We start from the raw sequence: 14,685 nt of genomic DNA on the forward strand, positions 1-14,685 counted from the left end.
CAAGAATTTATAAACTCGCTGCGCTCAAACAGTATAAATTCATTGCTTACGCAAGCAATTTTATGAAAGTTTAAACATTTTCGATATTAAAAAAGGCAAAGTCCACGGACTTTGCCTTTTTTGTTTATCTTAACTAAAATACTTATCGATAGCTTTCTAATTTCATTAATGGTGTTTGTCCATTAAAAAGGGTTAATTCTCCACCGACGATATCAAAGCGATTAGCTTTGCCAAGTGCTTCAATAAAACGAGTTTCAGCTTGTAATTTATCGCAAGCCATTTTGGTACTTATAATTTGGCTGAAAGTAACGTTTGTGCCATTGGCCTCTAGGTCTCCTCTCAGTCTGTTGCAACCTCCAGTTCCAGAAAATCCTTTTAAGTCTCTCGCAATTGTCAAATAAGCTGACTTCGAATTGGTAGGCTCCCAAGCACTACCTGTGTAATAAGCCGATAAAATCCATTGTGATGCCAATGGAAGTTTGGGTAACTCAGGTTCTTGCTTAGAAACTACTCTTACCAAAGTCCATTTGGTATCTGGTGCGTCGGCAGGAGGGTTTTTAAGTTTAGTTTCTTTTACCTTGATTTGATATTCAAATCCTTCAACAAACTTAAAACGGTCAATTGCTCCTGAGTACGTTTGCCATTCTTCTTGAGGACTATATTTTACCTGAAAACATTTGAGAGGCGCTACGCCATTACAATCGACTTGATGTGGTGCAATCCACACCGATTTGTAATTTCCTCCTCCACTTGAGCGACGAACTACACGGCTTACACGGTGTTTACTACGTTTTGATTGATGTTTTTTGCGACGAGGGCGTGCGTCAACTAATAGGATGCTACTTAATAGAAGCGATAAGGTTAAAATCCAATATTTCATGAAAATTTAATGGTTTAAAAAACCTTGTATCTTCACAAGCGGGATGATACAAGGTTTTTGAAAGTAGTCGTATTTACGCAAATTAGTAAAACTCCTTTAGTTTATCGATAACAAATGGTAATTTTCGAATAGTCTGGATAGAATATATTTAAGATGAGAGATACTAAAATAAAAAAAAGAGGTTACCTTTTGGGGCAACCTCTTTTTTTTATTATCCTATTTCGTCCAAATTGATTGGTAAATTTCGAAGTCGTTTACCCGTTAGGTTGAATATCGCATTACAAAGTGCAGGAGCAATAGGTGGTAAGCCTGGCTCGCCAACACCTCCTGGTTCTTCGGTGGAATCAATGATATGAATTTCCGTAGCTGGCATCTCATTGATGCGCATTACATTGTATTCATGAAAATTGGTTTGTTCGGTGATACCATCTTTGATTGTGATGCCATTTTTGATGGCAGCTGTCAATCCCATTACGATATTTCCTTCTGTTTGAGCTTTGATATTGTCAGGGTTGACCGTCATACCGCAGTCAATAACAGAAACAACTTTTTCAATTTTCACTCCTTTTCCTTGTTTCGAAACCGTAATAGCGTGTGCGGCTATCGTACCAAACGAACGAGCAACAGCAATACCTATAGCTTGATTGTTTGGTAACTTCTGATGATAGTTCGATTTTTGGGCTAAAGTTTGTAAAACTCTTGAGAAACGTGGTGAATCTGCTAACATTTCGAGTCTGAAAGCCAATGGGTCAATCTGAGCTGCATGTGCTAATTCATCCATAAACGATTCTTGTCCGAAAGCAGTAGTCGATGAATATACCGAACGCCACCAAAGGATAGGAATATCAGTTTCTGCTAAGTTGAAAGAAAGCTTTCTATTGGCAATATCATAAGGACTATCTTCAAAGTTAGCCGTCTCATGTGCCCAATCATCGGCTTTATCCTTGAGCGGTACTCCGAATACTTGATGTTGGATAGAAGAACCAACAATTTGGTGATGGTGAGCCACTAAAGCACCTTTTTCATCAATAGCACCTTCCAAGCGGTCAAGCATTCCCGGACGGAAAGGTCCTTGGGTCATATCGTCCTCACGTGTCCAGATTACTTTAATTGGTGCGTTGAGTTGCTTAGAAATATGTGCAGCTTCCATCACGTAATCGAAATAGGCTTTTCTACCAAAAGCTCCACCCATGAATGGCACGTTTACTTTGACATTTTCAGGCTTAATTTTCAAATAAGCCGACAATTGCTGAATAAGCCCATCAGGTCCTTGAATTGGCGCCCATACTTCTACCTTGTCGCCTTGTACCCATACAGTTGCATTTTCTGGCTCGAGAGGAGCGTGTGCTAAGAAAGGAGTTTCATAAGAAGCCTCTAATTTCTTAGTTGCTTTTTGGAACACACCTTTAAAATCACCTACTTTTTCTGGGTAATCAATCCCGTCTTTTTGTGCTAACTGACGAAGATTGGCATAATAAGCATCTGTCGAAGTTTTGTCTGAACCCTCTGCATCCCATTGAATTTTGAGAGCTTTTCTTGCTTTCAAAGCTGCCCAATAGGTATCTGCTACAACAGCAACGGCTTCTACAGCACGATGAGGCATTTTGCGTTCGGTTTTTACGACCTTTTTCACACCTTTTACCTTCATGGCTTCAGCACTATCAATACTCTTGACTTTACCCAAAATAGTTGGAGAGCGCTGAATGCTTGCATATAACATGCCAGGAACTTCAGCATCAATACCAAAAACAGCAGTACCATTAATTTTGGAAGGAATTTCTGGTCTTGGAACAGATTTGCCCAATAGTCTAAAATCTTTCGGGTCTTTTAGCTTGGGGTTTTTAGGTACTTCTAATTTTGAAGCTTCTTCCACCAACTCCCCGTAGGTATAAGACTTGCCAGAAGGCTTGTGATACACTTTACCTAACTGAGCGTAACAGTCTGTAGTAGGAACATTCCATTTTTTTGAAGCAGCCGTAATCAACATTTCTTTTACCGCTGCACCTGCTTTACGCATAGGTTGCCAGCGTGTGCGAATAGATGATGAACCACCTGATAACTGCGCACCATATTTACCCTGACCGTCGGTATTGCGGATTTGTACTTGAGATAAATCTACCTCTAGTTCTTCTGCCAACAATAGCGGTAAAGATTGATAAGTACCCTGCCCCATGTCTGGACGAGCATTGAATAGAATAATCTGTCCGTCGTCGTTAATTAAGATATAAGGGTTGAGTTCTAGTCCTGCTAATGAACTTGTTGTGTCAATTTTGGTAATGGTTGCAGCTTGCCCTTGTTGCCAAGGCAACGAAAAGCTGATGGCTAACAAAGCCCCAACTTTTCCTGTAGATTTCAAAAAGTCTCTACGACTTGAAGATTCTAATGATTTTGTCATGATGTTTTGCGAGAATTTAAGATAAACAATGGTGCTAGAATATTCTTATCTACCAGTTGTATTACCTGAATCTTTCATTAATTCTGCCGCACGGTGAATCGCTTTGCGAATACGTGGATAAGTTCCGCAACGACAAATATTACCAGACATAGCCTCATCGATATCCGAATCACTAGGATTAGGATTAGTTTTTAAAAGTGCCACTGCAGACATGATTTGTCCTGATTGGCAATAACCACATTGAGGTACTTGGGCTTCAATCCATGCTTTTTGTACAGCATGATCGGTATTATTGGAAATACCCTCAATAGTTGTGATTTTATTCGTTGCCTTTACTGTAGAAACTGGCGTTGAGCATGAGCGAATTGGTTGTCCGTCTAAATGAACAGTACAAGCACCACAAAGTGCCATTCCACAGCCAAATTTAGTTCCTTTCAAACCCACATAATCACGAATCACCCACAAAAGAGGAGTGTCTGGGTCTGCATCTACAGTATATTTTTTGCCATTTACAGAAAGATTGTACTTTGCCATGATGTGCGAAAGTTTAGGAGTTGATTAGTATCTAGAAGGATAGTGTTTGTAAAAGCATTAAGAAAGTCGTCTGACTTTATCTTTGACATTTATAAAAATACAATTTGTCCTTATTTTGTTCAAATTTTTTAGATGAAAGACAAAGTATTTCAGATTGCGGATGATTGATTGGAGATTTGTTACAATATGAAGATAAAAAAAGAGACGTAATTCCTTACGTCTCTATAATTTACTAAAATTAAAAATGTCATATTACCAGTCAGGTGTTACACCTCCACGTACTCTAGAGTTGAGAGAAATACGAATAATCGGGGTAATTCTCGAAGTTGGGGTGTCTTTGGTAAATGTACCATTTTCAAGTCTATAGCCAAATTCCAATCGGAAAATACGAGCAATACCATCGATACCATAACCAAATTCAGCATAATGAAAATTCTTATTGGCAGTGTACATGTAGTTGGCAAAAAACTCCTCACGTAAAGCTAGCTTTCGAGCGATATTTAGTCTTGAAACCAAAAACTTACGCATCCCCACCATCGTCATAATATCGATATAGGCTCCGTTGGTTGAATACAAAAATGGGTCAATAAATTTCTTACTAGCTCCCCAAATATAGTTGTCATAAAAACCGACTAATCTATGTGTTGTAAGCATATTTCCAATCGAAATCATGTTGTTATTGCCATTAAAATGCTTGTAGTCGGCAAAGGTCATATTCTTTATGTCGAAAAATGTACCAGCTTGTGCTATGTAGTTAAAATTGGTATTGAGCGATAACGGAAAGTTATGGGTAATACCTAATTCAACGGTATGAAAGTCAATGTCTGTATTAAGAACTTCGCTGAAAGCACCACGATATTTGAACATAATTAATGGTGACGAAGACAAATCGACCATTCGAATGTTGTTACGATATTGCTTTTTGAGGGTAGGACGATAGTTTACCTGAAAACTGACCGAAAAAGCTGTATTGGTCTTAAATTCGGTATTGCCAATTTCTTTATTTTCTGGGTTATTAGGCAAGTATGGCGTATTCTGGAAGTTAATCCAGTAATAATTGGTGGTGTTTTCCAAAGGAAATCTTCTTGCCCATTCAGCAGAACCTCGAATGGCAAAGGCATTTGAAATTCTTTCGACTAAACTAAAATTGATAAACTCTTTCTCGTAAATCTTTACATAGTTTTTCTTTAGTAATAAAGTCGATAGTGAGTTCAGGTCAAAAGCAATTGGGGTATCTACATTGTATTGTGATACAAATTTTCCACCAGTGATACTGATGTCATCTTGTTGGGTTTTCCAACGAAGTTTAAGCGTCCCTGATGATTTTTGTAAATTGTAAGAATATCGCCAAGTGGGGTCTATTTCGAACCAATCATAACGGGCTTTTCTAAAGCGATATAAAGCTCCCGTATTTTGAACAAATCCTTCAACGGTATTGAAGTTGAAGTCTAAAACAGGAGATTTATAGTAAATTTCGTGTGGATAAAAACCTCTTGTATTATCTCCCCAAAAATACGAGCGACTAAATAAAACACTTCCGACTCCAAATTTAAGGTTGGTTTGACGATAGGTAGCATACTCGTCAGGTTGCGGAGGCAATGTTGATTTGGAAATCGCCGAAATAGAAAGACTTGGGAGGTAGGTTTTTGTTTGGTAAGATTTTTTTAGGTTATCCCACCATTCTTGCGATTGTGATTCAGGCAAAACCTCCAAATTTATCTTATCATATCGTTTTAATCCTGAGCCAATATTGGCATCACTCCAAGTGTTTTCCAGATTAGAGCCAAGCGTTCCCATGACTTGTTTAAACTGCTGAACTTCAAAGTTACGTTCTTGGATATTATAAACTTCACGAAATTGATGTTCTGATGGTCTTACAATAGGCTCGATATTGCCAAGCTGATAATTCCAAACGTGGGCTATGTACTGGTACTCACCCTGAAATCCCATGAGTTTGCCAGTGGTAGAAATTTGATATTTTTGAGGAAGAACCACCGATTGGACAGATTCAAAATCTATTTCAAAATGATACTGAATTGCATAGTGATTTACCGAAACATCTAATCCGACAATCCATCCTTCGTCAGTAGACAAAGCAATTTTACCAGAAAAAACTTTCTCGTCATTATTAAGTTTGGGCGTAATTTCAAACCAATCAGCTTCTTTTCCAGCCAAAAAAGCCTTGCCTATCCACTTAAAATCATAATAGTGAAAAGCCTTAGGCGAGAGAGGAGAAATAGCTTTTGGTCCCACATTTGCCTTATAAAAGTTGGGATTTACAAACTTGTCAGCACGAGCTTCTGCATGATAATTGTTACGAGCAGCCTTAAAATCAAATACATAATTATAAGCAGTATCTACCCGAAACTTGCCATAAGATTCTGATTGATATGCTAATTTGCCCTCTATCCCTTCCTTTTTGAGAAGTCCCTTCCAAATACTAGGGATACGATTCCATTTACCTGTATTTTGGATAAAAATCTCAGCAGAAAAATCAGCCTGTTTTTGGTCATGCTTACTAGCATTCAAAATAGCTTTTTCTACGGCTTGATGAGCATATAATGAAGAATCAGTCGTATTGATTTGAAAGGCATTAGCAGTATAAATTTGGCAGCATATAGATAATAGTAATATCAGTGGCCGAATGAATTCTTTAAACATAAGGACTTGCAAAGCAAGGCTTTGCCTCAATGGTTGATATAGAGCGTATCTCCAAAATTTAGTAAACGGAAAATTACCCCCTTTTAGTTTTGTTTATCTGAAAAAAAATGTGATATTTAATTAAAAAGAAAATTTAAGCAAAAAGGCTTATTTTTTCATGAAATAATACCATTACTCTTAACCTAGGACTAAATTACTAAATAAAAAAAGGCAAAGCAAATTTAAGCACCTCTTCAATAAACATCAATGAGAAAGCTCATGAACTAAATAAATTCTAATCTAAGATTAATGTCACTCTCCCGATTGCCACTAAAATAATAAGTAATTTTGTGTGTTCGATTTATTATTTATATTCTTTCCAAACAGATCGAACAAACTAATAATTATGTTGTTAGTTAACTATTAACCTTTAAAAAACCAACAACCACATGCAAAGCACTCAGTTAAGCCTTATCGTTAAGAAACTGACCGAGTTTTACGGCACTGAATTTAACAATTTCACATACCAGTCACCACTATCGCCGACTAAAACTTACGAAAAGGATAGTATCAACGACTTTGTGAATGACCTTATACAAGAGGCCAGAAAACAACAGTTTTTAGTAGTCGAAAACTACGCTAATGCCAAAGAGTTCCACGTTCTAATCGAGCAAAGCTCTCATCCAATTATATTTTTTGATGATTCTCACGGAGAGATTAGACCAATTTTAGCATCCAGAAAGCTTAAAGATGATGCGCCTTTCTTTTGGCGTATTTTGGATAACGAAACAGAGGCTATTTCCTTGTCTTCTTCTTTTAAGCCAGTTACTGTTTCAAATGCTCCCGACAAATCGAATAATGGAAAGGTTAGATTTTTGAAGGTCTTTCCCCTCGAAAATATTTCGGAGGACAATGCCTTCGAGCAGTTATCTCCTGTACAGAGGCTGTTTAATATGCTTCGTAAGGAGAAAAAAGATATTACCACTATCTATATTTATGCCATTGTAGTGGGTATCATTAGCTTAACCTTGCCACTTGGCATTCAGGCCATTATTGGGCTTGTATCTGGAGGCCTTTTCTTTAGTTCTGTTTATGTTTTAGTAGGTGTCGTAATACTTGGAATTGTTTTTTCGGGTATCCTACAAATTTACCAACAAACGCTCGTCGAAATTCTTCAAAGAAGAGTTTTTGCCAAAGCTGCCTTCGAATTTACCTATCGTATCCCTAGAGTCAAATCTGAATCCTTATTAGGGGTATACGCACCAGAGTTAATGAATCGTTTTTTTGACATTCTCAATGTTCAAAAAGCACTTCCCAAAGTACTTATCGACGTAACAGCAGCTATAATCCAAATTATGTTTGGTATTATATTGCTATCGCTTTATCACCCTTACTTCATCGCATTTGGGGCTATTACGGTCATTGTTGTATCGTTAGTAGTCTATTATAATGCCCCCAAAGGACTTGAATCTAGCTTAATTGAATCGAAGTATAAGTATAAAGTAGCGCAATGGCTCGAAGATATTGCTCGTACTTTGTATGCCTTCAAATCTGCTGGCTCTACCAATTTGCCTATGCAACGCATGGACTATCTGGTGAATAACTATCTCAAATACCGTAAAAAACATTTCAATGTACTGCTAATCCTTTTTGGAAATGCAGTATTCTTCAAAGCATTTATTACTGGATTACTCCTAGTTTTGGGTACCGCATTAGTTATCGACAGACAAATTACGCTTGGGCAGTTTGTAGCTTCTGAAATTATCATCGTATTGGTAGTGAACTCTGTAGAAAAATTGATTGGTAGTATCGAAACAGTTTTTGACTTGTTGACAGCCGTTGAAAAAATGGGAACTGTTACAGACCTTCCACTAGAGCGCCAAACGGGTCTAAACTACGATTTTAACCAGCATTCGCAAGGAATCGCCATCAAGTTGCAAAACTTAAGCTACAAATATCCAGATGGAAATAAAAAGGTGTTGAAAAACCTCAATTTGGATGTTCAGCCCAATGAAAGTATCTGTATTACTGGTACCAATGGATCAGGTAAAGAAACGTTACTTAAAATCCTATCTGCCATTTTCACTGAGTATGAAGGCTCTGTTTCTTACAACGGCATTTCGATTCGTGATTTGGACTTAAATGCTGTTCGTGATGCCATTGAGCGAAACCTTGCGGTTGACTTGATTTTTGATGGGTCATTAATCGACAATGTAGTAATGGGACGTAAAAATATCACTTTTGAAGATTTGCAGTGGGCGCTCCGAAGCCTTAATATGCAAGATGTCATAGCTGAGCTCCCTGATGGACTCAGTACCCAAATGATTGCGGGAGGTAAGCGTTTTTCTGAAAGCTTTATCGCCAAAGTATCAGTTGCTAGATGCGTAGTTGAAAAGCCAAAATTGCTAATGATAACCGATATCTATAGAGAGCTTCACAAGGCCGAGCGAATGAAATGTATCTCATTTTTAGCTGACAAACAAAACCCTTGGACTTTGCTCACGATCTCTAACGATCCTCTGGTAATGGCGGCCTGTGATCGGGTTTTAGTAATGAATGAAGGCGAAATCGTATTGGATGGACCATTTGATGAGCTGATGAAAAACGATAAGTTTATGTCATTGGTGGACTAGTTGTTGAAGAATAGGCTTTGAGCCAAAACAATTATTTCAAACGTAATTTTAAGAATTTACTCATGTTAAATATATCAAAACAAAAAGTTCACGACCGTGTTCATGAGGAGTTTGATTTATACTCCCTCAACACTTTGCATACGCCACGGTCAGCGGTCGTCTTAAAAAGATGGCTCATCGGAATTGGGGTTGTTTTGTTGCTTATAATGTTTTTGCCCTGGCAACAGAATATCAATGGCAAAGGCGATATTACAGCACTTACTCCCAAGGACCGTCCCCAAAATATTCAAAATATCATTGCAGGTCGAATCGAAAAATGGCTTGTGAAAGAAGGTGACTTTGTCGAAAAAGGAGATACTATTTTAGTAGTATCCGAAATCAAGGATGACTATTTTGATAAAAACCTTTCGAAACGTTTACAGGAGCAACTTGCTGCCAAAAAATCCGCTATTGAAAGTTATCACGTCAAAGTAAAAGCCCTTGAGTCGCAAATTGTGGCTTTGCAACAAAATCAGCAGTTTAGTTTACAAAAAGCTAAAAACAAGGTCAAGCAAAACCAAGCCAAAGTAGTGTCTGATAGTACCGATATGTTGGCAGAGCAAGTGCAAGTTACTATTGCCCAAGTGCGTTATGATCGTGGTGAAGACCAATACAAAAATGGAGGAATTGTATCGTTGAGCGAACTAGAATCTCGTAAGCTCAAATTGCAAGAAACAAAAGCAAAGTATGTTTCGGTACAAAATAAATTGTTGGTTTCTCGTCAAGAGCTTATCAATGCCCGTATCGAACTTAATTCAGTAAATGCAGAATACGCAGAGAAAATCTCAAAGGCAGAATCTGATAAAAGTACAGCATTGTCTTCAGTAGCTACTGGAGAATATGAATTGTCGCAATTACAAAATAAAATTTCTAATGTAGATTATCGCCTCGGACAATATGTTGTTCGTGCCCCACAAGATGGTTTTGTGGTAAAAGCTTTGAAGGCAGGTATTGGTGAAACTATCAAAGAAGGCGAGTCTATCTGTACGCTTCAGCCGTCTAATCCAGATACAGCCGTAGAACTTTACGTAAAAGCTATGGACGTACCCCTCATCCAGGAAGGTCGTGAGGTGCGTTTGCAGTTTGAGGGTTGGCCAGCTTTGGTATTTTCAGGATGGCCGTCTACCTCTGTAGGTACTTTCGGAGGTACTGTAAAAGTTATCGACCGAGTAGATAGTAAAGGTGGCGAATATCGTATGCTAGTAATTCCGAAGAAAGGTGATGACCCTTGGCCAAAGCAATTGCGAATGGGCTCAGGTGTAGTAGGCTGGGTTATGCTCGACAATGTACCTATTTGGTATGAAGTATGGCGTCAGCTCAATGCTTTCCCTGCCAACTTAAAGAGTGAACCAGAGGAAAAACAACCTGACAAACAAGCTAAAAAAGAAGATAAAAAATGATAAAGATGCAGAATAACACACATCAGGGTGCTTTTCTTGTCAAACCTTTCTTTTTTATTCTTATACTCTGGAGCTTTACAAGCTTCAGAGTATCTGCTCAGACAGCTTTTAGTTTTGAGGATTTTAAAAGTTTGGTGCTCAAAAATCACCCCATGGTCAAGCAAGCTGATTTATACCCACGCGATGCCGAAACCGAAATTATGCAAGCCAAAGGACAGTTTGACCCTAAGCTCAGCTCTACGCTCGACCGCAAAGCTTTGGGTGGAAGCGAGTATTATAATCGTTGGGAAAACGCCTTAAAAGTTCCTGTTTGGACAGGTACGGATCTAAAATTAGGATATGAAAATCGTACAGGTAAAAAACTTTTACCTGAAGAATCTCCCGAATTATTGGTAGCAGGTATCACTGTTCCGATTGGACAAGGTATGATTATCGACGCACGTCGTACCACTTTAAAACAGGCACAATTGGCTAAAACAATTTCTGAAGCAGAACGATTGAAGTTAATTAACAAAACCGTTTTGTCTGCCTCAAAAGCCTATTGGGAATGGTGGTTTAGCTATCAGCAATTACAGTTTATTCAGGAAGGCTTGAGTCTAGCCAATACTCGATATGTAGCAACCAAAGAACGTGCTGCTATTGGCGAACAAGCTGCGATTGACTCTGTGGAGGCAAAGATTACCTTACAAGACCGTCAGGTTGCATTGGAGCAAGCTTATGTAGAGTTGCAAAACACTCGTTTGGCTCTTTCTAATTATTTGTGGGATGCCAACGAAAATCCATTGGAATTGCCCGAGGGTGCTATTCCTCCTAAAATAGCTACCAGAAAACTGGACGAGGTAACTTTACAAAACCTTATCACCCAAGCAAAAGTACAACATCCTGAAATTGTAAAATTGGATGTTAAAATCAAACAGTTGGGTTTAGAGGAAAAACTAAGAAAAGAGTTATTAAAGCCACAATTGAATTTCAATTTTAACTTTATAACCAAAACTCTTAATAGCAATTACGGACCAGAAGGAGGTATTTCTTTTGATAATCATAAAATGGGTGTTGAATTTGTGATGCCAATTTTTCTGAGGAAAGAAAGAGGCAAGTTAGAGCAAGTTCGTATCAAGCAACTGTCGACAGGTTTTGAATACAATTTGGCAAAAAGAGAAGTTGTCAATGATATTTATGCGGCCTACAACGATGTAAAAAACCTTGAGCGTCAGCTTTCTATTCAGCAGCAGGCAACCAGCAATCAGGAACTTTTACTAAAGGCAGAACAACGTAAGTTTGAAATAGGCGAAAGTACACTTTTCCTAATCAACTCCCGCGAAAGTAAGTTTATCGACATGAAAGTCAAAGTTGAGTCTTTGCGAAGTAAATACGAAAAAGCACTAGCAAGTTTGGCGTATTACTCAGGTTTAAGTGAATTATAATCCTTTGCCCTACAGTTTAAGCTGTGGGGCTTTTTTTTTTGCCTTGCATTTATTCTAGTACTTTTGTGGTATGAACGCTCCTTTATTTAGCCCAGAAGAAATCCAGTTTATACAAGAACATCTCAACGATGAACCTAGCAAATTGATGTTGCAGGCGCGTCGTTATCCGCATTTGCCTGTAGCCAAGTTGGTTCAACAAATTCAAGCTCGCCAGAAAGCTCAACATAAATTACCCGATTGGTATGCCAATACCAAGTTGGTTTTTCCTGCCAATCTTTCGGTAGAGCAGTGTTCTTCGCAAGTGACGGCGCTCTTCAAAGCGAGTTTAATTCATGGAGAAAGTATAGCCGATTTGACAGGTGGAATGGGAGTGGATACAGCTTATTTGGCACAAGGTTTTCAGAAAGCTTTTCATTTTGAGCAAAATCAGGAGTTACAAGAGATTGTGGCGTATAATTTTGAACAATTGGGGTTAAAACATATAACGTTTATTGGTGGTAATTCAATCGATTGGCTCAATGCGCAGAATCCAACCAATACACATTTTTCATGGATCTATCTTGACCCACATCGTCGTGATGAAGCAGGAGGGAAGGTTTTTGCCTTGAGCGATTGCGAACCCGATGTAGTGAAATACCAAGACTTACTTTTTCAATTTTCTGAAAATATTCTGATTAAAGCATCTCCTATGCTCGACCTCGACCAGTCTATTCGAGAATTGAAGTGTATCAAACAAATTTGGGTAATTTCGGTAGATAACGAGGTGAAGGAGGTTCTTTTTCACTTGAAATCAAACCATACCGATGCTCCACTGATAACTTGCGTGGCTTTATATAAAAATCAGGATACTCAAACTTTGAGTTTTTACAAAGAAGAAGAAGCGCAAACCGCTCCGAGTATTGGTCAGCCCACTCGTTACTTGTATGAACCTAATGTAGCATTATTAAAAGCAGGCGCTTTTAAGCTTCCTTGTAGTCGCTATGGATTACAAAAAATTGCACCTCATAGTCATTTATATACATCAGAAGTTTTTCAGGCTGATTTTATAGGACGTTCTTTTGAAGTTCTGGCAGTGTGTAAACTTGATAAAAAAGCAATAGCGCCATTTATTTCGAATAATCAAGCCAATATTACCATCAGGAATTTTCCTTTAACAGTAAAACAAATCAGAGAAAAACTTAAAATCCAAGAAGGAGGAAATACCTATCTTTTCGCTACGACCGATGCTCAGGGGCAAAAAATTGTGATAGTTTGTCAAAAGGTGACTTCCTAAAGCTATATAAGTCTTATAGCTACCAAATACTCAAATAGTTGCTTGAAATCAAACCGAATAAGCACTAAATTCGTTGGTAAGACACAATCAAAATTTTCGAAATCATGAAAAAACTTCTCATCTTATCCATCCTATTATTCATTGGCAAATCTGCCTTTAGTCAGGTTTTTACAGGAACTCTCGAAGTAGACCGTGCCAATAAAGAAGGCTTATACACAACAGTATCAGTCGATGAAAAATATGTAAAAGAATCTTGGGCGCAAGAATTAGCCAAGTATGGGCGAGTAGAAGACGGACGTAGCGGCGTGTATCGCATTACAGGTGCAAATATTCCTAGCGTTTCGAGTCTTCCCCTAATGGTTGTTAGTAAGGTGTTCTACGATAAAGGTCGTACCAAAATCTTTGTTTCCTTTGGCTTTGAAGACCAAGTTTATATCAATGGTGGGCACTCACAATATCCACAAGCTGAAAAGTTTTTGAATAATTTTGTTGACCTTATTACCCAACAAGAAAATGTACGAATTCAACAAAAAGCTTTGGATGATGTAACAGAAAAGCAAAAGAAGTTTGCAAAGTCAGGAGATAGATTGGTGAAGTCTATTGAAGATAATAAAAAAGAGAAAGAACGTTTATTGAAAAAAATTGAAGAAAACGGCGCAGCTTTAGAAAAACTCCTTTCTGATGTTGAACAAAATAAGAAAGATCAAATCAAAATTCAGGAAGAACTAGCCAATCAACAAAAAAAATTGGAAGAGGCTAGAACAAAATTGCCAAAATAAATTAATCTAAAAACTCCTAATCAAGCCTATTTTGATTAGGAGTTTTTTTTGTGACCCATCCAAAAATTCCATTTAGCCTTCCAAAACTGCCGTCCGTTTATTTTCGTCTTGATAATTCTAGGTCTCCACATAACTTTCGAACATCAAACAAGGCAAAACAGCTACAATATCCCAATAATTAACTAAATTAGGCTGTAACCTTTGATTTGAAACTAGCATCAAACCTCGTAACAATTAATACTTACTATCATGAACGAAAGACTTTATCGCAATCCTTCAAAAGCTACTTTGGGGGGTGTTTGTGCAGGACTCGCAGAAAGATTCGGAATAGAAACTGTTATTATTCAATTAATATTTTTCTTCGGAACAGTATTGTCACACGGCTTTTTCTTTTGGATGTATATCATCCTTTGGATTGCCTTACCAGTCAAAAATACTTGGGACACCACTGTAAACGATGCCACTGCTTTCAATTTTAATAAACCTGACATGAAAAAAGAATCAAATAAAATTTGGGGTGCCGTGCTTATCGGCCTAGGCTTAATTTTCTTCTTGGATGAATGGATTCCGAGCTTTGATATGCATAAATTATGGCCATTGGTGTTAATCGGTGTAGGTGGTTATATCATCTTCAAGGATAGAAAATCAAATGGCAATAACGACAATTACGGTCAATTCTAATCTTCAA

10 protein-coding genes are annotated in these 14,685 nt (G+C 37.9%); 6 read left to right on the top strand and 4 right to left on the bottom strand.

Annotated features, from left to right (window positions below):
- Nucleotides 1-142: 142 nt before the first annotated feature.
- The 4 genes from GVN22_RS24145 to GVN22_RS24160 form a co-directional block, all read right to left on the bottom strand.
- Nucleotides 143-880 carry a DUF4377 domain-containing protein gene (locus GVN22_RS24145; protein WP_166553573.1) on the bottom strand — a complete coding sequence of 246 codons (738 nt, stop codon included), beginning with the start codon at nt 878-880 and terminating at the stop codon, nt 143-145.
- A 211-nt stretch (nt 881-1,091) separates the two neighbouring features.
- The gene (locus tag GVN22_RS24150) at nt 1,092-3,275 is read right to left on the bottom strand and encodes a molybdopterin cofactor-binding domain-containing protein (RefSeq protein ID WP_166553574.1); all 2,184 of its coding nucleotides are present in this window, start codon (nt 3,273-3,275) and stop codon (nt 1,092-1,094) included.
- 45 nt (nt 3,276-3,320) lie between these two features.
- Nucleotides 3,321-3,809, bottom strand: a complete 489-nt coding sequence (locus GVN22_RS24155) for a (2Fe-2S)-binding protein (RefSeq protein ID WP_095160847.1) — start codon at nt 3,807-3,809, stop codon at nt 3,321-3,323.
- 252 nt (nt 3,810-4,061) lie between these two features.
- Nucleotides 4,062-6,470 (bottom strand): DUF5686 family protein, encoded by a 2,409-nt coding sequence (locus GVN22_RS24160; RefSeq protein WP_166553575.1) that lies wholly within the window; start codon nt 6,468-6,470, stop codon nt 4,062-4,064.
- Between the two features lie 428 nt (nt 6,471-6,898).
- Here GVN22_RS24160 and GVN22_RS24165 point away from each other — a divergent pair, with 428 nt between their 5' ends.
- From GVN22_RS24165 to GVN22_RS24190, 6 genes are all read left to right on the top strand, one after another.
- The gene (locus GVN22_RS24165; RefSeq protein WP_166553576.1) at nt 6,899-9,082 is read left to right on the top strand and encodes a peptidase domain-containing ABC transporter; all 2,184 of its coding nucleotides are present in this window, start codon (nt 6,899-6,901) and stop codon (nt 9,080-9,082) included.
- 62 nt (nt 9,083-9,144) lie between these two features.
- Nucleotides 9,145-10,521, top strand: a complete 1,377-nt coding sequence (locus GVN22_RS24170) for an HlyD family secretion protein (RefSeq protein ID WP_166553577.1) — start codon at nt 9,145-9,147, stop codon at nt 10,519-10,521.
- A gap of 5 nt (nt 10,522-10,526) precedes the next feature.
- Entirely contained in the window at nt 10,527-11,945 is a 1,419-nt protein-coding gene (locus GVN22_RS24175) for a TolC family protein (protein ID WP_166553578.1), read from the top strand.
- Between the two features lie 70 nt (nt 11,946-12,015).
- A complete protein-coding gene (locus GVN22_RS24180) occupies nt 12,016-13,218 on the top strand; it encodes a hypothetical protein (protein WP_166553579.1) in 1,203 nt (400 codons plus the stop codon).
- A gap of 104 nt (nt 13,219-13,322) precedes the next feature.
- Nucleotides 13,323-13,997 carry a hypothetical protein gene (locus GVN22_RS24185; RefSeq protein ID WP_166553580.1) on the top strand — a complete coding sequence of 225 codons (675 nt, stop codon included), beginning with the start codon at nt 13,323-13,325 and terminating at the stop codon, nt 13,995-13,997.
- A 249-nt stretch (nt 13,998-14,246) separates the two neighbouring features.
- Nucleotides 14,247-14,678, top strand: a complete 432-nt coding sequence (locus GVN22_RS24190; RefSeq protein WP_166553581.1) for a PspC domain-containing protein — start codon at nt 14,247-14,249, stop codon at nt 14,676-14,678.
- Nucleotides 14,679-14,685: the final 7 nt, after the last annotated feature.

This window comes from Cellulophaga sp. BC115SP, assembly GCF_009905545.1.
Classification (GTDB): Bacteria; Bacteroidota; Bacteroidia; order Cytophagales; family Spirosomataceae; genus Flectobacillus; species Flectobacillus rivi.